At 62.0% G+C, this 20,636-nt stretch carries 22 protein-coding genes; 19 read left to right on the top strand and 3 right to left on the bottom strand.

The features are described 5' to 3' along the window. The first annotated feature begins 37 nt into the window (after positions 1-37). From ruvC to K328_RS0116320, 16 genes are all read left to right on the top strand, one after another. Positions 38-616, top strand: coding sequence for a crossover junction endodeoxyribonuclease RuvC (gene ruvC, locus K328_RS24435; protein WP_036554684.1), 579 nt, complete (start codon positions 38-40; stop codon positions 614-616). Then, entirely contained in the window at positions 613-1,236 is a 624-nt protein-coding gene (ruvA, locus tag K328_RS0116250) for a Holliday junction branch migration protein RuvA (RefSeq protein ID WP_028466878.1), read from the top strand. Before ruvC ends, ruvA begins: the two co-directional genes overlap by 4 nt. Positions 1,237-1,265: 29 nt before the next feature. Next, positions 1,266-2,312: a Holliday junction branch migration DNA helicase RuvB gene (ruvB, locus tag K328_RS0116255; protein ID WP_425411523.1), complete on the top strand. Its 1,047-nt coding sequence runs from the start codon at positions 1,266-1,268 to the stop codon at positions 2,310-2,312. Then, the gene (gene ybgC / locus K328_RS0116260) at positions 2,305-2,769 is read left to right on the top strand and encodes a tol-pal system-associated acyl-CoA thioesterase (RefSeq protein ID WP_028466880.1); all 465 of its coding nucleotides are present in this window, start codon (positions 2,305-2,307) and stop codon (positions 2,767-2,769) included. Before ruvB ends, ybgC begins: the two co-directional genes overlap by 8 nt. 47 nt (positions 2,770-2,816) lie before the next feature. After that, on the top strand, positions 2,817-3,548 hold the full coding sequence (gene tolQ / locus K328_RS0116265; protein WP_028466881.1) for a protein TolQ: 732 nt from the start codon (positions 2,817-2,819) through the stop codon (positions 3,546-3,548). A gap of 3 nt (positions 3,549-3,551) precedes the next feature. After that, positions 3,552-3,995 carry a protein TolR gene (gene tolR / locus K328_RS0116270; RefSeq protein WP_028466882.1) on the top strand — a complete coding sequence of 148 codons (444 nt, stop codon included), beginning with the start codon at positions 3,552-3,554 and terminating at the stop codon, positions 3,993-3,995. Positions 3,996-3,999: 4 nt separating this feature from the next. Continuing rightward, positions 4,000-4,968, top strand: a complete 969-nt coding sequence (locus K328_RS0116275) for a cell envelope integrity protein TolA (RefSeq protein WP_028466883.1) — start codon at positions 4,000-4,002, stop codon at positions 4,966-4,968. A 92-nt stretch (positions 4,969-5,060) separates the two neighbouring features. Then, positions 5,061-6,383 (top strand): Tol-Pal system beta propeller repeat protein TolB, encoded by a 1,323-nt coding sequence (gene tolB / locus K328_RS0116280; RefSeq protein ID WP_028466884.1) that lies wholly within the window; start codon positions 5,061-5,063, stop codon positions 6,381-6,383. Positions 6,384-6,548: 165 nt separating this feature from the next. Next, entirely contained in the window at positions 6,549-7,067 is a 519-nt protein-coding gene (gene pal, locus K328_RS0116285) for a peptidoglycan-associated lipoprotein Pal (RefSeq protein ID WP_028466885.1), read from the top strand. Between the two features lie 190 nt (positions 7,068-7,257). Next, positions 7,258-8,331: a tol-pal system protein YbgF gene (gene ybgF / locus K328_RS24440; RefSeq protein ID WP_051284996.1), complete on the top strand. Its 1,074-nt coding sequence runs from the start codon at positions 7,258-7,260 to the stop codon at positions 8,329-8,331. A 37-nt stretch (positions 8,332-8,368) separates the two neighbouring features. Next, a complete protein-coding gene (gene tilS / locus K328_RS24445) occupies positions 8,369-9,724 on the top strand; it encodes a tRNA lysidine(34) synthetase TilS (RefSeq protein WP_051284997.1) in 1,356 nt (451 codons plus the stop codon). Between the two features lie 47 nt (positions 9,725-9,771). Then, positions 9,772-11,706: an ATP-dependent zinc metalloprotease FtsH gene (ftsH, locus tag K328_RS0116300; RefSeq protein WP_028466886.1), complete on the top strand. Its 1,935-nt coding sequence runs from the start codon at positions 9,772-9,774 to the stop codon at positions 11,704-11,706. Positions 11,707-11,709: 3 nt separating this feature from the next. After that, the gene (gene folP / locus K328_RS0116305; protein ID WP_036554688.1) at positions 11,710-12,843 is read left to right on the top strand and encodes a dihydropteroate synthase; all 1,134 of its coding nucleotides are present in this window, start codon (positions 11,710-11,712) and stop codon (positions 12,841-12,843) included. 44 nt (positions 12,844-12,887) lie between these two features. Continuing rightward, positions 12,888-14,252: a phosphoglucosamine mutase gene (gene glmM, locus K328_RS0116310; RefSeq protein ID WP_028466888.1), complete on the top strand. Its 1,365-nt coding sequence runs from the start codon at positions 12,888-12,890 to the stop codon at positions 14,250-14,252. Beyond that, a complete protein-coding gene (gene thiD / locus K328_RS0116315) occupies positions 14,239-15,084 on the top strand; it encodes a bifunctional hydroxymethylpyrimidine kinase/phosphomethylpyrimidine kinase (protein WP_342665348.1) in 846 nt (281 codons plus the stop codon). Before glmM ends, thiD begins: the two co-directional genes overlap by 14 nt. A gap of 174 nt (positions 15,085-15,258) precedes the next feature. Then, complete coding sequence (locus K328_RS0116320; protein WP_028466890.1) at positions 15,259-15,978, top strand: DNA helicase; 720 nt, start codon at positions 15,259-15,261, stop codon at positions 15,976-15,978. Here K328_RS0116320 and K328_RS0116325 read toward each other — a convergent pair. After that, entirely contained in the window at positions 15,975-17,141 is a 1,167-nt protein-coding gene (locus tag K328_RS0116325) for a hypothetical protein (RefSeq protein ID WP_028466891.1), read from the bottom strand. The genes K328_RS0116320 and K328_RS0116325 overlap by 4 nt on opposite strands. A gap of 197 nt (positions 17,142-17,338) precedes the next feature. Here K328_RS0116325 and K328_RS0116330 point away from each other — a divergent pair, with 197 nt between their 5' ends. The 3 genes from K328_RS0116330 to K328_RS0116340 are packed head-to-tail and all read left to right on the top strand — an operon-like array spanning position 17,339 to position 19,024. Then, complete coding sequence (locus K328_RS0116330) at positions 17,339-18,052, top strand: corrinoid protein (RefSeq protein ID WP_028466892.1); 714 nt, start codon at positions 17,339-17,341, stop codon at positions 18,050-18,052. Between the two features lie 11 nt (positions 18,053-18,063). Beyond that, positions 18,064-18,684, top strand: a complete 621-nt coding sequence (locus K328_RS0116335; RefSeq protein ID WP_028466893.1) for a DUF1638 domain-containing protein — start codon at positions 18,064-18,066, stop codon at positions 18,682-18,684. A 31-nt stretch (positions 18,685-18,715) separates the two neighbouring features. Beyond that, entirely contained in the window at positions 18,716-19,024 is a 309-nt protein-coding gene (locus K328_RS0116340; RefSeq protein ID WP_028466894.1) for a virulence factor, read from the top strand. Positions 19,025-19,037: 13 nt separating this feature from the next. On the opposite strand, the gene K328_RS24450 is transcribed toward K328_RS0116340, so the two are convergent. Continuing rightward, the gene (locus tag K328_RS24450; RefSeq protein WP_051284998.1) at positions 19,038-19,547 is read right to left on the bottom strand and encodes a nuclear transport factor 2 family protein; all 510 of its coding nucleotides are present in this window, start codon (positions 19,545-19,547) and stop codon (positions 19,038-19,040) included. A 32-nt stretch (positions 19,548-19,579) separates the two neighbouring features. After that, a complete protein-coding gene (locus K328_RS0116350) occupies positions 19,580-20,617 on the bottom strand; it encodes an SDR family oxidoreductase (protein WP_036554690.1) in 1,038 nt (345 codons plus the stop codon). Between the last annotated feature and the right edge of the window lie 19 nt (positions 20,618-20,636).

Below are 20,636 nucleotides of genomic sequence, written 5' to 3' on the forward strand. Positions count from 1 at the left end.
GCGTTTGCCAAAAGTCCATTGGGGAGATGCAATCACGATGAGGCTTCTCGGTCTCGACCCGGGACTCCGCTTTACCGGCTGGGGTGTGGTCGATGTGGATGGCCACCGGCTGCGCCACGTCGCCAATGGGACCCTGAAGTCCACGTCATCCCGGTCCATTGCGGAACGTCTCCTCGAATTGCATGACGGTGTTCTGGAGATTCTCGACCGTTACAGCCCAGGTGAGGCGGCGGTCGAGGAAACTTTCGTCAACAAGAACCCGGAATCGACCCTGAAACTCGGACTGGCTCGTGGCGCCGTCATTCTGGCTCCCGCCAAGCAAGGCCTCCGGGTTACCGAGTATGCGCCGAACCGGGTGAAGAAAACTGTGGTCGGTGCCGGACACGCCAACAAGGACCAGGTCCAGATCATGGTGTCGAAGCTGCTGCCTGAAGCGGTGTTTGATTCCGCGGATGCGGCGGATGCGCTCGCGGTGGCGATCTGCCACGCGCATTTTGCCCAGAGCCGCCACGCCTTCGGCGAGACGGTAGGCGTGTCCCGGATCAAACAACAATCTGTAACCGGTGGGTACGAGCGCGCGATCCAGGCGGCTCTGCGTAAGGAGATGGGCCAGTGATCGCCAAGTTGCGGGGTGTTCTCGATTCCTTCGGTGACGGCAGCGCCGTGATCGATGTCGGCGGTGTCGGATATCTGATCTTTGCGTCCAGCCGGACTCTCGCGAAACTGGGGGACAAGGGCGGGACTGTCTCCGTTCATGTCGAAACCCATGTCCGCGAAGATCACATTCATCTCTACGGTTTCGCCGACAAGGCAGAGCAGGAGATGTTCCGGATCCTGCAGACAGTGCAGGGTGTGGGGGCCAAGGCGGCACTTTCCATCCTGTCCGCGCTGGCGCCTGACGAGGTCCTGCGGTCTGTTGCCGCCGGGGATGCCAAGATGCTGACCCGGGCGGACGGCGTCGGCCCCAAGCTGGCCGGCCGGATCGTGAACGAGTTGAAAGACAAGGCGGTGAACATCTCGCTTGGCGCCGATGCCTCGATGCCGGCACCTGCGGGTGGCAAGGCCGCACCGGCGGGAGAGTCCGCCGCTGTCGCCGATGCGATCTCCGCCCTTGTGAATCTCGGCTATGACCGCAGCATTGCCTATGGCGCTGTTCATGCCGCTGTCAAAGCGATGGGGCCCGATGCGGACCTTAACCAGCTGATCACCGGCGGGCTGAAGGAGCTCGCTTCGTGAGCGACTGGGATGATGGCGAAGAGGGCCGGATCGTCGACGGCGAACGGTCGACCGAGGACACGCCCGAGCGGGCGCTGCGTCCGGTTACCCTCGACGATTTCGTCGGCCAGAAGCAAATGCGGGAGAATCTGAAAGTCTTCATCGAGGCTGCGAAGACTCGTGAAGAGGCGATGGACCACGCGCTTTTCTTCGGCCCTCCCGGTCTTGGCAAGACCACGCTGGCCCAGATCGTCGCCCGTGAGCTTGGGGTGAATTTCCGCGCCACATCTGGTCCGGTGATCGCCAAGGCCGGAGATCTCGCGGCCCTGCTGACCAACCTTCAGGCGCGCGACGTTCTCTTCATCGATGAGATACATCGCCTTAATCCTGCCGTAGAGGAAGTGCTCTATCCGGCCATGGAGGATTTTCAGCTCGATCTCATTATCGGCGAAGGCCCGGCGGCCCGGTCTATCCGGATCGATCTGCCACCTTTTACGCTGGTGGCTGCGACGACGCGGTCGGGCCTGATCACGACGCCTTTGCGCGAACGTTTCGGCATTCCCTTGCGGCTGCAATTTTATACGCCGGAGGAACTGCAGAGCATCGTCATGCGCGGTGCCTCCCTGCTAGGCATGAACCTGCTGCCCGAAGGGGCGGCGGAAGTCGCCAGCCGCTCACGCGGGACTCCGCGCGTGGCCGGACGCCTGCTGCGCCGGGTGCGGGATTTCGCAGTCGTGGCCGGGGTTGATGAAATCGACCAGAAGGCCGCTGATGGAGCGCTGAACCGTCTCGATATCGACAAGCGCGGGCTGGATGCCATGGATCGGCGCTATCTGCGCTGCATCGCCGATAATTACGGTGGTGGCCCGGTCGGGGCGGAGACCCTTGCGGCGGCACTGGCCGAGCAGCGTGATGTGATCGAGGAAGTGATCGAGCCTTATCTGTTGCAACAGGGCTTGCTCCAGCGCACGCCGCGCGGGCGGCTTCTGTCCGAATCCGGCTACCGCTATCTCGGCCTTGCCATGCCGAACAGGACGCCCGCCGAAGCGGCGCAAATGAACCTTCTCGACAATAATGCCGAGGGTGAGGATGTCTGAGCGGCTGCTGCAGCCTGCGGTGACGGGGTTCACGGCGGACGGTACCCATTTGCTCCGCGCCCGCGTCTATTACGAGGACACGGATGCGGGTGGTGTCGTCTATCACGCCAACTATCTGCGTTTCGCCGAACGTGGCCGCACGGAATATCTCCGCGACATCGGTGTCTCCCAGTCGGAACTCACCGACCAGGAAGGCGTTTTTTTCGTGGTCAGGCGCAGCGAGATCGATTTTCGCCTGCCCGCCCGGCTCGACGATGCGCTTGAAATCCAGACGGTGATTGCCGGGATCAAGGGCGCGTCGTTTCTGGTCGAGCAGACCATATCAAAGACGGGCACGGACGGATATCTGGTGAAGGTGGTCAGCACCATTGCCTGTGTGGACCGGAAGGGGCGCCCGGCGCGGGTGCCACAATCGGTGAAATCAAAATTGGACCGGCACGACGGAGGGCGATCGTGATGATCGCCGCTCAAGCCATAAGACAGACGTCGGGGAAGAGTATCTAAATGGATCAGACACTAGTCGATACCGTGACGCTTGGAGGCACCGCCGCCATGGACATGAGCATCTGGGGCTTGTTCATGGCGGCGGACTGGATCGTGAAGACCGTGATGATCATCCTGATCGGTGCGTCGATCTGGAGCTGGGCGATTATCGTCGATAAGGTTTTGAAAATGCGGCGGCTTTCCAAAGCTGCAGCGCAGTTCGAGGAATCATTCTGGTCCGGCGGCTCGCTTGAGGATCTTTATGATCGTATTGGCGGGCAGCCGGGCGATCCGATGACCGGTGTGTTCACGGCAGCAATGCGGGAGTGGCGCCGGTCTGCCGCCAAAGGGCTGACCACGAAAGGCTCAGACATCCGAGCCAGTCTGCGCCAGCGCATCGAGCAGGTCATGCAGCTCTCGATTTCCCGGGAGATGGATCGCCTCGAAAAACACATGACCTTTCTTGCTTCGGTCGGCTCCGTCGCTCCTTTCGTCGGGCTGTTCGGCACCGTCTGGGGGATCATGAACAGTTTCCAGTCCATCGCGGCGACCAAGAACACCTCACTTGCGGTGGTGGCGCCGGGTATTGCAGAGGCCCTGTTCGCAACGGCCCTTGGCTTGGTCGCGGCTATCCCCGCAGTGATCGCCTACAACAAGATTTCCACTGACCTTGGCCGGTATGCGGGGCGCCTGGAAACCTTCTCCAGCGAATTCGCCTCTATCCTGTCCCGTCAGCTTGACGAGGGAGGCTGAGCCATGGCCGCTTCCATGATCGGAGCTGGGCGGGGCGCGCGAGGGCGCTATCGTCCGCTGAGCGAGATCAACGTGACGCCGCTGGTCGACGTTATGCTGGTGCTACTGATCGTCTTCATGGTCACCGCGCCGCTGCTGACTGTCGGTGTGCCGGTGGATTTACCGAAAACCAAGGCGGCGCAGCTGACGGATGAGGTTGAGCCGTTGGTTGTGTCGGTGAACGCGGAAGGTGTGATCTTCCTGCAGGACACTGAAGTGCCAAGGGAAAATCTGGTGCCGAGGCTGAACGCCGTCACCGGGCAGCGACCGGATGTGCGGATCTTCGTGCGCGGAGACAAGACGATCCAGTACGGCACGGTGATGGAGGTCATGGGGCTGATCAGCTCCGCCGGCTTCAAGAAAGTCGCGCTTCTGGCCGAAATTCCGGACAGCAAGGGGACGCGCTGACGCCATGCGCACCGGGCTCTCCATATCCATTGGCATCCATGTTGCGGTGTTCGCATTTGCATGGTTCGGCCTGCCCGAACTCCGGAATGACGATATTCTCCCGGAGCAACTGGTCATTGTCGACGTGGTGGATATCTCGGAAGTGACCAATACCCCGACGGCAGCGGTCGAGCCCGAGAAGGTGGAAGAGCCGAAGCCCAAGGAGCCGGAGCCCGAAGCCCCGAAACCTGCGCCCCCACCACCTGAGGCGGCAGCACCGCCTCCGCCTCCGCCTCCACCTCCGCCCCCAGCTCCTACACCGGAACCTGCGCCTGAGCCGGTTGCCGAAGTGCCCGAGCCGGAACCAGCGCCGATCCCGAAGCCCGCGCCCGAGAAGGCGCCTGAGCCGGAGAAGGTTGCGCAGGCCCCGGCGCCCGCGCCGAAACCGCGCCCCAAGCCGCGCGCGCCGGAACCGACGCCGAAAGAGGCGGAGAAGAAGCCGAAAAAAGATGACAAGAAGCTCGATTTCTCGCGCCTGCTGAAGACGCTTGAGAAGACGGAGCCCGCACAGCCGGTGAAACCGGAAGAAGAAAAGCCGAAGAAAAAGGCGGATCCCTTGAAGGACGTGCTCGCCAAGCTGCAGGCACCGGCCCGCAGCCGGTCCGACAAGGCGTTCGATCCGGAGAACAAGGTCTCCATCAGCGAGATCGACGCGGTCCGCCGGCAGATCGCGCAATGCTGGAACGTTCCGGCAGGCGCCAAGGATGCGGAAGATCTCTACATCGAGATTGCCTTGCAGATGGGGGCAGACGGCACCGTGCGAGATGCGCGGATCGTCGACCAGGCACGGCTGTCCCGGGACGGTTTTTTCCGGAGTGCTGCCGAAAGCGCAAGGCGCGCTGTGCTGAGCTGCGGCAAGCTTCCGTTGCCGCCTGAAAAATATGAGTCATGGAAAAACATCACCATGACTTTCAATCCGAGGGATCTGCTGTGAAGATCCGCGATCACGACCGACTTGAGAGGCCGATCATGAGGTTCGCTGGACCGTCCCGCACTATGGGCACTATGGAGTTTTCGCCTGCTGCAATGCTTTGGCGGTGGGTACTGCCGGCTCTGCTGCTGGTACTTCTTGCAACAGGCCCGGCCCGGGCCGAGCTGAGGATCGATATCACCCAGGGCAAGGTTGATCCTTTGCCCGTGGCGGTCTCCGAGTTCACCGGCAACAATAGCGAGAGTGCGCAGATCGGCCGGGATATCGCTGCCGTGATCGCCGCCAACCTGGAGCGCTCCGGTCTGTTCGCCCCGATCGACAATGCGGCCTTTATCCAGCGCAATGTATCGCTGAGTGCGTTGCCCCGGTTTGGTGACTGGCGCCTGATCAATGCGCAGGCATTGGTGCATGGTGCGGTGAGCTTCGAGGCGAGCGGCGCTGTGAAAGTCGAGTTCCGTCTCTGGGACGTCTTTGCCGAGCAGCAGATGGTGGCGAACGCCTACACCACGGTTCCGGCGAACTGGCGCCGTGTCGCCCATATCATCTCCGACGCTATCTACCAGCGCATGACTGGTGAATCCGGCTATTTCGATACCCGTGTCGTCTATATCGCCGAAAGCGGTCCGCCGGACCGCCGGACCAAGCGGCTGGCGATCATGGATCAGGACGGTGCGAACCACCGTTTCCTGACAGACGGCAAGGATCTCGTACTGACGCCGCGCTTCTCGCCGACGCTGCAGGAAATCACCTATCTCGCGTATTATAACGACAAGCCGCGGGTCTATATTTTCAACATTGAAACCGGGCAGCAGGAAGTGCTGGGAGACTTCCCAGGCATGACCTTCGCGCCGCGTTTCTCGCCGGATGGCAACCGGGTGATCATGAGTATGGCCCGGAACGGTATCACCGACATTTACACGATGGATCTCGCAACCCGGCGGGTGCGTCGTCTGACCGATAGCCCGTCGATCGATACATCGCCGACCTTCGCACCGGATGGCGGTCAGGTGACCTTCAACTCCGATCGTGGCGGCAGCCAGCAGATCTACGTGATGGATGCGAACGGCAGCAATGTGAGGCGAATCAGTTTTGGCAAAGGGCGCTATGCCACGCCGGTCTGGTCTCCACGTGGCGACCTTATTGCCTTTACCAAAATCGTCGGCGGTCAGTTCTATATCGGGGTGATGCGGCCGGACGGAACCGGTGAGCGTCTGCTCTCCCAGGGCTATCTCGTGGAGGCGCCGACATGGGCACCGAATGGCCGGGTTCTTATATATTTCAAGCAGTTTCCATCGGATTCTTCTGGCCGAGGGGGCAAAACCAAACTCTACTCCGTTGACCTCACAGGATATAACGAGCGCGAGATTGTCACACCTGTGGATGCTTCCGATCCCGCATGGTCGCCCTTGATTCCTTAGCGGCATGCAAATATATTTTTCTCGACAAGCCTTCTCCGGTAATGAGCGGGTATCGCCATCCGTAGAAATCTGTTAGAGAACACAAAGGATTGGCGCGTCCGGTTAGAGTCTAAGGGGCACGGCCGTAAACTTGGATCGAAGGCTCACTTCTGTGGGGGTTAAAGAATGGCAATGAAGTTTCTTTCAATCGTGGCTGCGGGTCTCCTCGTCGCCGCGTGCTCGACCGACCAGGAAACGGCGTCCCAGTCGGGCGGCGCGGGTTCGACTGTACCGGCTGCGAATCAGCCCTCGACATCATCAGCCTCGACAGGGGCTGTTACGGCTGCTCCGGGTTCGCGCGAAGAGTTCGTCGCCGAAGTCGGCGACCGGGTGTTCTTCGGGTTCGATAAGTACGACCTGACTCCGGAAGCCCGTACGACGCTTGAGCGTCAGGCTTTCTGGCTGCGTAAGTATCCGAGCGCGACCGTGACCATCGAAGGACATTGCGATGAGCGCGGTACCCGGGAATACAATCTGGGCCTTGGCGAGCGTCGTGCCAGTGCAGCAAAAGATTATCTGATCGCGCTTGGCGTCGATGCCGGTCGTGTCAGCACCATCAGCTACGGCAAAGAGCGTCCGGTTGCTTTCGGCAGCAATGAAGAAGCATGGGCACAGAACCGTCGCGGTGTGACCACCATCAATTAAGGCTTTGGCCTGCCCGCTTGAGTTAGACCGCGCCGGTCTGGTTTTCCAGACCGGCGCGTTGTCTTTTGTGGAGGCGGAATTGCCTGCACTCCGATGGCAGCCGTGCCTTATTCCTGCTCGATTGGCGGGTTAGATGTGACGGTCGCGACGATTGTGAGACTCGACGATAGTGAGACTGGGAGTTCGAGAGATGACGAGCCGGTTCGTATTTGGCGGAGCATGCACGATTGGTGCTGCGGTCCTTATGGTCCTCGCCCTGACGGCGCTGCCGGCAGCCGCGCAGGACGTCCAGAACTTGCTGAACCGTATCGACCGGATGGAGCGCGACATGCAGGACCTGCAGCGCCAGCTCTATCGCGGCAGCGGCACGGGCATCACGGCGACACCTGTGACCCCGGCACCGATCACGTCCGGGACGTCAACGACCTCGGCCGCCGCGGGCAATCAGGGCGCAGGCTTTGATACAAGCTATGCCGCCCGTGTTGAAGTCCGTCTGCAACAGCTCGAAACCCTGATCCGCTCTCTCACCGGTAAGATCGAGGAAGTTGAGTTCGAGGTGGAACAGAATTCCGGCCGTATCGACCGGTTGGTGCGTGACATCGATTTCAGGCTCCAGGCGCTCGAACGTGGCGGTGTTCCGGTACAGACAGGATCTGTCGAGGGCAATTCGAACAATGCCGCGGCTGGACCGGCGTCGACGGAGACGCCGGCCGCGGGCCAGGGGCAAGGCGTTCTGGGTTATCTGAAGCAGTCCGAGGTCAAGGCTCTCGATAATGCGCCGGCTCCCGCCACGGAGGCTAAACAGCCTCCTGCGCCTGCCAGAGCTCCCGAGACCGTCGCAAGCGCACCTTCGGCTGTTCCCCAGCAGATCCTGCCCGACGGCTCCCCCGAAGAGCAGTACAAGCACGCCTTTGCCTATCTGCAGAAGCAGGACTTCCAATCTGCCGAGCAGGCGCTCAGCGCATTCCTCGACCGTCATCCAAAGAGCCCGCTGGCCGGTAATGCGATCTACTGGCTCGGGGAGACCTATTATGTGCGTAAGGATTTCGCCAATGCGGCCAAGACCTTCGCCAAGGGCTATACGGAATACCCGGGCAGCTCCAAGACCGCCGATAATCTGCTGAAACTCGGTTTCTCTCTGGCCCGGATGGATCGGAAGGAAGATGCCTGCGTCACCTTCGATCAGCTGAAGACCGACTTCCCGAACGCTTCGGCCAATATCAAGCGCCGGGCGGAGACGGAACGGCAGCGGATCGGCTGCTAGCGCATCCCCGGGTAGTGGGAGAAAACGACTGTCCGGCTTGAAACCAGTCTCGGACTCCGAATTCGAGGCGCTTCTCAAGGACGCCGATCCGGCGCTCGCCTCTGCCGGACCTTCAGTCTTTATTGCCGGAGTGTCGGGCGGCGCGGACAGCATGGCTCTATGCCTGATGCTGGCGCACTGGTGCCGGGCCCGAGGGCATCGTCTCGTTGCCGTAACTGTTGATCACGCGCTGCGAGCGGACTCCGCTGCGGAAGCCCGTCGGGTATCTGGCTGGTTGGCGGCGCGCGGGATCGAACACGAGATCCTGTCATGGTCCGGGACGAAACCGTCTGCCGGATTGCAGGCGGCAGCCCGTTCGGCGCGGTTTGCGCTTCTGACGGATCATGCGCTGTCTCTTGGGGCCCAAGCGCTATTCCTCGCACACCATATGCAGGATCAGGCCGAGACCATGGCGATGCGGCTTGCGCGCGGCAGCGGCCCGGACGGGCTGGCCGGTATCCGGCCAAGGCAGATGCGCGGTGGCATTGCTGTCCTGCGCCCGCTGCTGGGCCTGCCGCCGGTTCGGCTCCGCGCTCATTGCCTCGCCGAGGCGCAAGCCTGGGTCGAGGACCCGAGCAACCGTGACCGGCGTTTCGAACGGGTTCGGGTTCGTCAGAGCGCGCAGGGAATGACGGATGCTGGGCTGGATGCGCACCAACTCAATCGCCTTGCGCGGGTATTCGGACGGCTGAGGGACTGGAGTGAGGCCCGACTGGCAGGCTTTCTGACTGAGTTCGCTGACCTGGACCCGCGCGGATTCGCCGTGCTCGATCGTTCTGCTGCTCTGAATTTGCCGCTGCCGTTGCGTGCCAAACTGCTCTCCGGATTGCTGCAATCGATCGGCGGGCTGGATTATCCGCCACGCGCAGAGCGTATGAAGCGTTTTTTGAGGTGGCTGGATGATGGCGTTGGCGATCGGGTCACACTCGGAGGCTGCCTCGTCTGGCGCGGCCGGTCGGACAGGCTCTGGATTGCCAGGGAAACACCACGAGAAACCGGCCCGGAAATGCTGCGGAGCCAGGGTGTGAGCCGTTGGGACGGACGTTTTGACGTCACCTGGTCAGGTGCGCAGCCGGCCTGGATTCACATGCTGGAACGCAGGGGTGAGCGCCGTTTACGGCTGACCGGGGCGGCCGCGAAGACCTCCGTGGCGCTTCCAGCGGGCATTCGCGCGTCACTTCCTGCTGTAACTGACCTTGACGGGCGTCTCTTTGCCCCCCACCTTTCGGACACATGGACAAGTCGGCGGCCCTTGGAGGCTGGTTTGTTCCACATTGAATTTCGTCCAGCTGTGCCATGGGTAGCCGACGCTTTCCGGGCCAGCAGGGATGACAGGGCCGTGACGAACGACTAAGAATGGGCCGTCCGGCTGAACAGGAACCCTACCGAGGCATAATCGGCGTGAACAATTTCGGCAAGAATCTCGCACTCTGGATTATCGTAGGCGTCCTGCTCGTGGCGCTATTCAATCTATTCCAAAGTTCGAACAAACCTGGTGGATATCCGAATTTCGCATTTTCGGATTTCCTTAGCTCGGTGGAGTCCGGTCGGGTGACCGACGTCGTGATCCAGGGCAATACCATCAAGGGTCACTTCAGCGACGGGCGCACTTTTGCGACCTACGCCCCGAACGATCCTGGTCTGGTGGACCGGCTCAAGGAAGGGGGCGTGCGGATTGCCGCTGCGCCGCCTGAAGAGGGCATGTCCGGCCTGCTCGGCATCCTGATCTCCTGGTTCCCGATGCTGCTGTTCATCGGCGTGTGGATCTTCTTCATGCGCCAGATGCAGGGCGGCGGCGGCAAAGCCATGGGCTTTGGCAAGAGCCGGGCTCGGCTGCTGACGGAGAAAGTCGGACGGGTCACCTTTGACGATGTCGCCGGTATCGACGAAGCCAAGACCGAGCTCGAAGAGATTGTCGAGTTCCTGAAGGACCCGCAGCGCTTCCAGCGTCTCGGCGGCAAGATCCCGAAGGGCTGTCTGCTGGTGGGCCCTCCGGGTACCGGTAAGACGCTGCTGGCCCGCGCCATCGCTGGCGAAGCGAATGTGCCCTTCTTCACCATTTCCGGCTCAGACTTTGTCGAGATGTTCGTTGGCGTCGGCGCCAGCCGTGTTCGCGACATGTTCGAGCAGGGCAAGAAGAACGCACCCTGCATCATCTTCATCGATGAAATCGACGCTGTCGGTCGTCATCGCGGCGCCGGTCTCGGCGGCGGCAATGACGAGCGTGAGCAGACCCTGAACCAGTTGCTGGTCGAGATGGACGGTTTCGAGGCGAATGAGGGCGTGATCCTGATCGCTGCCACCAACCGCCCGGACGTGCTTGACCCGGCGCTGCTGCGTCCCGGTCGCTTCGACCGTCAGGTCGTTGTGCCGAACCCGGATATCCTGGGCCGTGAGCGCATCCTGAAAGTGCATATGCGCAAGGTGCCGCTGGGTCCGGACGTCGATGCCAAGGTTATCGCGCGCGGTACCCCGGGCTTCTCCGGCGCCGATCTTGCGAACCTCGTGAACGAAGCAGCCCTGCTCGCCGCCCGCAAGGGCAAGCGCGTGGTCGCCATGGCGGAGTTCGAGGAAGCCAAGGACAAGGTTATGATGGGCGCGGAACGCCGCTCCATGGTCATGACCGACGAGGAAAAGGCGCTGACGGCCTATCATGAAGCCGGCCACGCCGTGGTCGCGCTGCATTGCCCGGACAGCGACCCGATCCATAAGGCGACGATCATCCCGCGTGGCCGTGCCCTCGGTATGGTTATGCGTCTGCCGGAAGGTGACCGGATCTCGCTATCCCGTGCCAAGCTCTATGCGGATCTGCAGGTTGCCTGTGGCGGCCGGCTCGCCGAGGAGCTTGTCTTCGGGGAAGAGCGGGTCACAACCGGTGCCTCCTCCGATATCCGGATGGTCTCCGACATGGCGCGCCGCATGGTCACCGAGTGGGGCCTCAGCGACAAACTCGGCTTCCTGGCCTATTCGCAGGACCAGCAGGAAGTCTTCCTCGGTCATTCCGTGACCCAGCAGAAGAACGTTTCCGATGCGACCGCGAAGGTGATCGACGAGGAAATCCGCCGGATCGTGGATGGCGCCTACAGCGACGCCCGCCGCATTCTGGAAGAAAACTACAACGAGCTGGAAACGCTGGCCAAGGGGCTGCTCGAATACGAGACCCTCTCGGGCGACGAAATCAAAGCCCTGCTTGCTGGCGAAAGCCTGGTGAAGAACAACAAGGAAGACGGACCGAAGCCGGGGGCCGGCCGCCGTTCGTCGGTGCCGACCGGCGGCAAGGAAGACACCGGGAAGACCGGTGGGGGCCTAGAGCCCGATCCGCAGCCCGGCGAGTAATTCATGACCGACATTCTAAAAGAGGCCGCGCTGATGCGCGGCCTTTTGCCGTCCGGGGCCAGAGTTCGCCTCGCACCGACCGGTATCGTCTGGGGTGAGATGGCGGACCGGCTCCTGAAGGCCGGACTTGGCCGCCCCCTGGCTGGCGGCCCCGCCGCATTCTCCGCCGTCGAGATCATTGCCCGTTCCGCAGATGCCATTCACCTGCTGGGACCCGCCCCGCTTGATGCGACCACTGTCTGGGCTGAGGGCGAAGGGATCGGCGCCATCTTCGATCAACAACTCGACCTCATCAGCGCGCCGCGTCCTGCGCTTGCCGGATTGCCGGCGGATCGCCCCCTGATCATGGGCATCGTCAATGTGACGCCGGACAGTTTTTCCGACGGCGGCGACTTTGCTGCGACGAATGATGCCGTGGATCATGCATTCGAGCTGCTGATGCAAGGCGCGGACATTCTCGATATCGGCGGGGAGTCCACCCGGCCGGGCGCCGATCCGGTACCGGTAACGGAAGAGCTGCGCCGGGTGGTGCCGGTGATCGAGGGTATTCGTCGCCGGTCCGGGGCGAAGCGCCCGGTGATCAGCGTCGACACGCGGCGCTCGGACGTGATGCGGGCCGCGCTCAAAGCCGGGGCGGACATCGTCAACGATGTGACAGGGCTCGCCGATCCGGAAAGCCGCCGCATTGTCGCGGAAGCGAAGGTCCCGGTAATGCTGATGCATATGCGGGGCGAGCCGCAGACCATGCAGAGCGAGGCTCAGTACGATTTCACCCCTCTGCAGATGCTGGAGGAGCTGGAGCAACGGGTGTTGGAGGCCGAGCAGGCCGGCATCCCGCGTGAGCGTATCGTCGTTGACCCCGGTATCGGATTCGCCAAGAACACGGACCAGAACCTCGAAGTGCTGGCCCGGCTTGGCCTGTTGCACGGATTCGGCTGCACCGTTCTTCTCGGCGCGTCGCGCAAGAAGATGATCGCCAATATCAGCCGGGACGAGCCGGCAAAGGAACGAGTGCCGGGCTCGCTCGCCATTGCCCTTGCCGGTGTGGAGCAGGGCGTCCAGATCGTCCGGGTGCACGATGTTGCCGAGACCGTGCAGGCGCTAAAAGTCTGGGCGGGAATCGCCGGTCGGCGGTAAGCTGCGGTGCTCGCTCCAGTCATTCTGATATTGCTTGGAACTTCATGACCAGAAATCTCTTCGGAACCGACGGCATCAGAGGCACCGCAAATGCCGAGCCGATGACAGCCGAGACAGCGCTTCGCGTGGCCATGGCGGCCGGCCGTCACTTCGTGCACAGCAACGGCAGGCCGAAGACCGGACACCGGCCGCTGGCGGTGATCGGCAAGGACACGCGGCTCTCGGGCTACATGCTGGAGCCGGCAATGGTGGCGGGGTTCACCTCGATCGGGATGGATGTGGTGCTGCTTGGCCCGCTTCCCACCCCGGCCGTGGCGAGCCTGACCCGCTCCCTGCGGGCCGATCTCGGCGTCATGCTCTCCGCCTCGCACAATCCCTATCAGGATAACGGAATCAAGCTGTTTGGCCCGGACGGCTTCAAGCTGTCGGACGAGGTCGAGCACGAGATCGAGAACCGGATCGATACGCTGGGCGCCGAGGACAGGGCATCGGCGGACCGACTCGGCAAGGTCCGGCGGCTGGAGGATGCCCAGGGCCGTTATATCGAGATTGCCAAGAACACGTTCCCGAAGGGCATGCGGCTCGAGGGCCTGAAGCTGGTGGTCGATTGCGCCAACGGTGCCGCCTACAAGGTCGCGCCGCGCGTTCTGTTCGAGCTTGGCGCCGAGGTGATCGAGATCGGGGTATCTCCCAACGGCACGAATATCAATGCCGGCTGCGGTGCCACGGCCCCGGATGCCATGTGCAAAGCGGTGACGGAGAATGGCGCGCATCTGGGCATTGCGCTGGATGGCGATGCGGATCGCCTGATCATGGCAGACGAGCATGGCCGGATCATCGACGGTGACCAGATCATGGGGCTGATCGCGACGTCTTGGGCGGAAGCCGGGCTGTTGCGTGGTAACGCGCTGATCACCACCGTGATGAGCAATCTCGGCCTGGAGAAACATCTCGAAGGCATCGGCGTTGCCATGCACCGGACCAAGGTGGGCGACCGTTATGTGCTGGAGCATATGCGCTCCGGTGATTTCAATCTTGGCGGCGAGCAATCCGGCCACATGATCATGAGCGAGCATGCGACGACCGGCGACGGGCTGATCGCGGCGCTTCAGGTGTTGGCGGTGCTGATTTCGTCCGGCAAGCCAATGAGCGAGGTCGCCTCGGTCTTCTCGCCCTTGCCGCAATTGCTGAAGAACGTGCGGTATTCGGGTGAGCCGCCACTGGATGCAGAGACCGTCAAGAATGCGATCCGGGAAGGCGAGGGGCGTCTGGCCGGAAGTGGCCGGGTGCTGATCCGGAAATCCGGGACCGAGCCGCTGATCCGGGTCATGGCCGAGGGCGCGGACGAAAAGCTCGTCGCGAATGTGGTGGACGATATTGTACGGGAGATTGAGCGTGCCGCAGGTTGATGCAACAGGCTCCAGCGAAATGCATCCGATGAAGGGGCGGGTCCTGATCTGCGCCGGCTCTGATTCCGGCGGGGGCGCGGGTATCCAGGCCGACATCAAGGCAGTCACCTGCCTCGGCGGTTTCGCTATGACAGCCATTACCGCCCTGACCGCTCAGAACACCGAGGGCGTGCATGACGTTTACGACGTCCATGAGGAGTTCATCGCCAAGCAGATAGAGCTGGTGCTGAAGGATCTCGGTGCCGATTGCATCAAGACGGGCATGCTGCACTCGATCCCGGTGATCGAGACCGTGCATAAGGCGCTGGCCGAGTTGGCGCCGGATACGCCGCTTGTGGTCGACCCGGTGATGGTTGCCAAGGGCGGACACCCGCTGCTGGAGCCGCAGGCGCTGGACGCAATGAAGCGCAGGATGGTCGCCCGCGCGACCATCCTGACGCCGAACATTCCGGAAGCGGAGCTTCTGACAGCAAGGAAGATCGTGAACCGGGACGACATGCTCCGCGTCGGCGAGGTTCTGCTCAAGCTCGGCCCGAAGCACGTTCTGATGAAGGGCGGGCACATGGAGGGCGACGAGTTGATCGATATCCTGGTGTCCGCGGATGCTGAGCCGGTCACCTTCCGCTCAGAGCGAATCGACACCGTCCACACGCATGGCACTGGTTGCTCCACGGCCTCGGCGATGGCCGCCGGGATTGCCCAGGGGCTATCTGTGGAGGATGCCGTCAGTCGGGCGCGGGATTATGTGCGCAAGTCGATCCTGAGTGCGCCGGGTTACGGTCACGGTCACGGCCCCCTCAATCACGCGCATACTCTTCGTGCGGGCGTCTGAAGCGCGCTTGAGTTTTGCATAGGCGTTGCCTAGTCTCACCTGACAGGCACGCCCGAGCCTCCCCCCTCCATTGGGAAAGCATCCGACATGTTGGGCTTCGATCTTATCGAACCCACTGTTCGAGTATGCGCATAAGGAGGGATTGCGACAGACGCTCGCATCAGGAGGTTCCCGATGAGATTCTCTCATCCTGTTTTCCGTCTCAAACGTCAGGCCCGTCTGCTGTCCCGCGAGGACGGTATCCCTCTGAACAAGGCACTCGACCGTATTGCCGCCGGGGAAGGCTTCAAGAGCTGGAGCCATCTCGCGGCCAATGCATCACCCGAGAGGCCGGCCGGCGAGATGCTGGCACAGCTTTCTCCCGGCGATCTCGTCCTGTTGGGCGCACGGCCGGGCCATGGCAAGACACTGCTTGGGCTTGAACTGCTGGCTGAAGCGGCGAAGGCCGGACGGCACGGTTTCTTCTTTACACTGGATTACACCGATGCGGACGTCATCGACCGTGTCCGTGCGCTCGGCATCGAGCCCGCAGCGATTTCCTCACGGGTGACGCTGGATACATCCGACGGGATTTGCGCCGACCATATTATCTCGGAGATGCAGGAGGCTCGGCCTCACAGCATCGCTGTAGTCGATTATCTGCAGCTGCTGGACCAGAGACGTCGGAACCCCGAACTTGCCGAGCAGGTGGTCACGCTGAAGAGTTTTGCGCAAACGGCCGGTCACATCGTGGTCCTGATCTCGCAGATCGACCGCGCTTATGACCCGGGAGAAAAGCCGCTGCCGGACTTGTCCGATGTCCGCCTGCCCAACCCCGTGAACCTGACACTCTTCACCAAGAGCTGCTTTCTGCATGATGGGGAGGTTCGGCTGGAAGCCGTGGCCAGACGCTAGCCGACAACGAAATCCTGTTTTTCCAGGTTATAGACGTGCTTGGCGAGAATGCCGGCCGTCGTCATTTTTTCGATCTCCTGACGCAATGTCTCGATGCGGGACGCGTATGTCGTGCTGCCGATATCGAGCAGGGCGTTCAGGGGATCGCTGGCCTTGAGAGCCTGTTCGATCACGCTGCTTTTCGCCCGTCCCTGATGGCGGATGTCGGCGACCACGATACAGACAGAATCCTTTGCTCCGTTCAGATTGTAGCGCCGGGCGTAGCTCGCATATTTCTGGCGTTGCTGCTCGATGGTGAAAGCAACCTGGGTTGCCCGGTTCTCCGGATTGTTCTCCGCCCAGTGTACGAATTTCGCTGCGACCTCGGCCTCCTGCTGACAGACAGCATCCGGATCCGGATTGAGATAACTCATCAGCCCCTGGCTGCTGGTGTCGTCTTCGAGCTGGACAGTGCCTCCAGGTGTTTTCTGGAAGATGTGGCCATTTTGCAGGACCAAGTCAGGGAAATAGAATTGTGCGTCTTTGAGCAACAGGAACCGGCGTAGCAGCAGGACGAAGTTTTCATCGGGCTCGTGAACGGCATCCTGCATGAATCCGAAGGTGAAGGCCGCGCGGTCATAGGTGTTGAGGCAGTGGAAGCTGCCCTTGCTCTCGCACATCACTGTCGGGGCGATAAGATCGGCCCAGATCCCGAAATTTTCCCGGTAGGCCTCAGGTGTGTAGATGTCGGTGCCGGGGGTGGTGTTCATCAGGCCCCGGAGGCTCTGGAAGCGGACGTCGCTGCCGACAAAGAATGTGGGCCCGTCATTGATCTGCGCCGAATAGCGCTGTCCGTCGGTACTGATGGATACGGTCGCCGGCTCGGTAATCTGCTGCGCCGGGCCGGAAATGGCCGTTTTGGCGGAGACCCGTTCGGTCGGGCTGTTGGCGAATGGCATGGCAAGCAGGGTACGCCCCGCATATTCCGGCGCGATGGCGACATAGAGTGTCGGGCCGGCGGCCATGGAACGGGAGACGCGGACGCCGTCACACTGGACCTCCCAGTTGATCCGCGCCAGATCCGCCGGTTCGGGGTTGGGCTGGTTGAACGCTGACGCCTCATAATGGGCGACTGAGCCGACTTCCGCAGTTTCCGGTCCGTCTACGGCTGTGACGAGCAGCATGGCAGCCTCCAAGATTTCCTAGAAGGGAGAATTACTAGCGCAATTACAACCCTGCAACGAATATGGCCGGCTTTCGATTGTCGATTTTTCGTCGTGCTGCCGATACTTGATGTCGCCCGGGGTATGGAGTTCAGACGCGTCCCGCGTAAGTGTTGTGATAGCAAAAAGAATTCAAGCGCTTTTCTTGTGGAGGCGGCATGGCCGAGGAAGACGATATCGTTCTGTCCGAACTGGACGATGAAGAACTCGTGCAGCAGATGCACGACGATCTCTATGACGGTCTGAAAGACGAGGTCGAAGAGGGCGTCAACATCCTGCTGGGGCGCGGCTGGACACCTTACAAGGTTCTGACCGAAGCCCTGGTCGAGGGCATGCGCATCGTCGGTATCGATTTCCGCGACGGCATCCTGTTCGTGCCGGAAGTGCTGATGGCCGCCAACTCCATGAAGGCCGGGATGGTTATCCTGCGCCCGCTGCTCGCCGAGACCGGTGCGCCGCGCATGGGCAAGATGGTGATCGGGACGGTGAAGGGCGATATCCACGATATCGGCAAAAACCTCGTCTCCATGATGATGGAGGGCGCGGGCTATGAGGTGATCGATATCGGGATCAACAACCCGGTCGAGAATTATCTGGCCGCGATCGAGGAGCACAAGCCGGACATTCTCGGCATGTCGGCCCTGCTGACCACCACCATGCCCTACATGAAGGTCGTCATCGACACCATGAAGGAAAAGGGTATCCGCGACGATTACATCGTCCTGGTCGGCGGCGCGCCGCTGAACGAGGCATTTGCCGAGAGTGTCGGCGCCGATGCCTATTGCCGCGATGCCGCCGTTGCGGTCGAGACCGCAAAGAAGATGATCGCCGAGCGCGAGCGCTCCAACTCGGCGGCCATGGGCGTCAGTTGAGCGGGGCGGCAATGGCCGCCTCGACATACTCTGAGAGACCGCGGGCGCTTGTGATTGCCTGCGGTGCTCTCGGCCGGGAGCTGGTCGCGTTGAAAGAGAGCACCGGCTGGGACGCGCTGGACATAACCTGCCTGCCGGCAATCTGGCACAATCATCCCGAAAAGATCGCCCCCGGCCTGCGGCGCAAGCTGCAGGCGGCGAAGGGCTATGAGCAGGTGTTCGTCGCCTATGGTGATTGCGGCACCGGTGGAGAAGTCGATCAGGTGATCGAGGAGTTCGGCGTCGAGCGCATCGCCGGGCCGCACTGCTACCAGTTCTTCATGGGCACGGACGCGTTCACGGCGCTGACCGACGACGACCCCGCCTGCTTTTTCCTGACCGATTATCTTGTCCGGCATTTCGACCGGTTGATCGTCAAAGGGCTGGGGCTGGATCGTTTCCCGGAACTGCGCGACATGTATTTCGGCAATTACACGGCGCTGGTTTATATCGCCCAGACCGAAGACCCGCGCCTGAAAGTAAAGGCGGAACAGGCCGCCGAACGGCTCGGCCTCGCCTTCGCGTATCGCTATCGCGGCTATGGCGAGCTGCAGAGCTTCATCGAAACCGCACATCCCGTGCATGCCGGATGATAACGGCCGCACACACTAACGGAGAGCCGGCATGGCCCATCTCATCATCGTCTATTGGCGCGATATCCCGGCCCAGGTCATCGCCGAACGCGGCCGGGGCCGCAAACGCGAGCAGGCCAAGATCGAGTTGCCCGTGCGCTTTATCCACGCCATCGACATGGCCGCTATGCGGGATGGCTCGGAGGACGAGGGCGCCTATCTCGAAGGCTGGCGCCGGGCCGATCCGGTGGAGTGCGGCGAGGACCTCGAAGCCGAGGCGCAAGCGGCGGCCGATAAACTCGAAGCCGAGTATGACGGCACGAAACTGAAGGCACTGATCGCCAATGGCGGCAACGCCTGAGGGCATCGGCGTTTCAGCCGTCCAGCCAGTCCGGCGAATGGGCCAGCAGGTCGTGCCGGATCGGCGGGTGGTCCGCTGCCATCGGGTCGAGGCGCAGCCGGGTCAGGCGCAGGAAGCTGAACCTCCAGATGCCGTCCGCCCGGATATATTCCTCTTCATAGTGACCGTAGCCGCAATAGCCGCGGGCGCCTGGAAACTCTTTCAAGGGCATATCGGGTCCGAGTTCGACGAGGTCCATCATCGCCCAGATACCGCGGGCCCGATCCGGGCCGAAGAAGGTGATTTCCGGATTGTGCACATGGTGGACCGAGACGGCATCTTTCATGCGCGTGGAAATGCCCGTGACGAAGGCGCGCTCGTCGGACCCGGTCGGCGCGGATCCGAATCCCTCAAACACGGTTCCGGGCGCGAACAGCCCGGCCAGCCGGTCCCACTGCTTGGTGTCGATATAGCGGCAATATTGCGCCTTCAGCCGCTTGATCGCCTCAATGTCGGCGAAGCGGGCGAGATCTGCATCGGTCATGCATTCCTCCCGTTTGTCAGTCTTTCACCGGATCAGGGGATCAGGCGCGCCGTCCGATAGCTGTCGAACAGGTCGGTGAACATCCGGTCCGACTTGACCACATCATGGAAGCCTGCGAGCCGCGCCTTGGTCGTATCAGCGATGATGTCGTAAGTCGGCGCGAAGACATAATCGCCATAGTCCCAAAGGGCGATGTCGCTGTAGGGCGTTGGGACGAGATCGTGTTTGGCGACGATGCGGTCCCAGACCGGGGCATGTTCCGGCATGGTCTCCGCCAGGGAAATGCCAAGCGGCGGGCCGACTTCAAGGCCGAAATAGGCGGCGAAACGCGGCCATAAAGTGCTCCAGCGGAAGATGTCGCCGTTGGTGATGTTGAAGGCCTGGTTGGCGGCGGCGGGTGTGCCAGCCATCCAGACGGCTGCACGGGCGATGTGGTGGGCATGCGCGCACTCGGCGAGGCAGTCGTAGGCCGTCTCCGTTCCCGGAAAACTGAAGGGGCGGCCGAGTTCCCGCATGATCTCGGCATAGGCGGCGATCACCGAGACCAGGTTACGCGGCTTGCCGGGGGTGAAGCCGAAGACCAGCGGCGGCCGCACGACGCTCCAGCTCCACGGCGCATCGAGTCCGGATATCCAGTCCTGCTGATCGTAATAGAAGTTCGGCACGCCGGGCCGGGGATCGTCTTCCTCGGCGGGTGTTTTATAGGGGCCGAGATGATTGCCGTAATATTTGGTGCCGTGCATCAGATTGACATGGCGCAAGCCCGGCGCGGCGGCGGAGATGGCGTCGACCGCGTTGACCAGCATGGCGAGATTGTCTTCAACGGACTCGTTACCGCCTTCGCCGTGCGGGGCGCGTCCGGCATAGAAGATGTGCGTTATGTCTGAGAGTTCCGCAGCCTTTGTCCGGCAATCCGCCGGGTCAAGCAGGTCCATCGAGAGATAGGGGATGGGCAACGGTTCGCGCGGCGGTCTGCGGCTGACACCGACGACCTTTTGGCCGTCTTCGATCAGGCGGCGGCAGATCGCACTGCCAAGCATGCCACTCGCACCCAGCACCAACGCCTTCATTACGGAACTCCCCCCACCA

It is taken from the genome of Nisaea denitrificans DSM 18348, from assembly GCF_000426505.1.
In the GTDB taxonomy this organism is placed as follows: Bacteria; Pseudomonadota; Alphaproteobacteria; order Thalassobaculales; family Thalassobaculaceae; genus Nisaea; species Nisaea denitrificans.

What these genes read in the sequence shown, in the direction of transcription:
- tolQ (WP_028466881.1), top strand. Translation starts at nt 2,817, where the DNA reads ATGGATCAGACACTAGTCGATACCGTGACGCTTGGAGGCACCGCCGCC.
- ybgF (WP_051284996.1), top strand. Translation starts at nt 7,258, where the DNA reads ATGACGAGCCGGTTCGTATTTGGCGGAGCATGCACGATTGGTGCTGCG.
- ybgC (WP_028466880.1), top strand. Translation starts at nt 2,305, where the DNA reads ATGTCTGAGCGGCTGCTGCAGCCTGCGGTGACGGGGTTCACGGCGGAC.
- K328_RS0116335 (WP_028466893.1), top strand. Translation starts at nt 18,064, where the DNA reads ATGGCCGCCTCGACATACTCTGAGAGACCGCGGGCGCTTGTGATTGCC.
- ruvC (WP_036554684.1), top strand. Translation starts at nt 38, where the DNA reads ATGAGGCTTCTCGGTCTCGACCCGGGACTCCGCTTTACCGGCTGGGGT.
- folP (WP_036554688.1), top strand. Translation starts at nt 11,710, where the DNA reads ATGACCGACATTCTAAAAGAGGCCGCGCTGATGCGCGGCCTTTTGCCG.
- K328_RS24450 (WP_051284998.1), bottom strand. Translation starts at nt 19,547, where the DNA reads ATGACCGATGCAGATCTCGCCCGCTTCGCCGACATTGAGGCGATCAAG.
- K328_RS0116325 (WP_028466891.1), bottom strand. Translation starts at nt 17,141, where the DNA reads ATGCTGCTCGTCACAGCCGTAGACGGACCGGAAACTGCGGAAGTCGGC.
- tolB (WP_028466884.1), top strand. Translation starts at nt 5,061, where the DNA reads ATGCTTTGGCGGTGGGTACTGCCGGCTCTGCTGCTGGTACTTCTTGCA.
- K328_RS0116320 (WP_028466890.1), top strand. Translation starts at nt 15,259, where the DNA reads ATGAGATTCTCTCATCCTGTTTTCCGTCTCAAACGTCAGGCCCGTCTG.
- K328_RS0116340 (WP_028466894.1), top strand. Translation starts at nt 18,716, where the DNA reads ATGGCCCATCTCATCATCGTCTATTGGCGCGATATCCCGGCCCAGGTC.
- pal (WP_028466885.1), top strand. Translation starts at nt 6,549, where the DNA reads ATGGCAATGAAGTTTCTTTCAATCGTGGCTGCGGGTCTCCTCGTCGCC.
- K328_RS0116275 (WP_028466883.1), top strand. Translation starts at nt 4,000, where the DNA reads ATGCGCACCGGGCTCTCCATATCCATTGGCATCCATGTTGCGGTGTTC.
- tolR (WP_028466882.1), top strand. Translation starts at nt 3,552, where the DNA reads ATGGCCGCTTCCATGATCGGAGCTGGGCGGGGCGCGCGAGGGCGCTAT.
- K328_RS0116350 (WP_036554690.1), bottom strand. Translation starts at nt 20,617, where the DNA reads ATGAAGGCGTTGGTGCTGGGTGCGAGTGGCATGCTTGGCAGTGCGATC.
- glmM (WP_028466888.1), top strand. Translation starts at nt 12,888, where the DNA reads ATGACCAGAAATCTCTTCGGAACCGACGGCATCAGAGGCACCGCAAAT.
- K328_RS0116330 (WP_028466892.1), top strand. Translation starts at nt 17,339, where the DNA reads ATGGCCGAGGAAGACGATATCGTTCTGTCCGAACTGGACGATGAAGAA.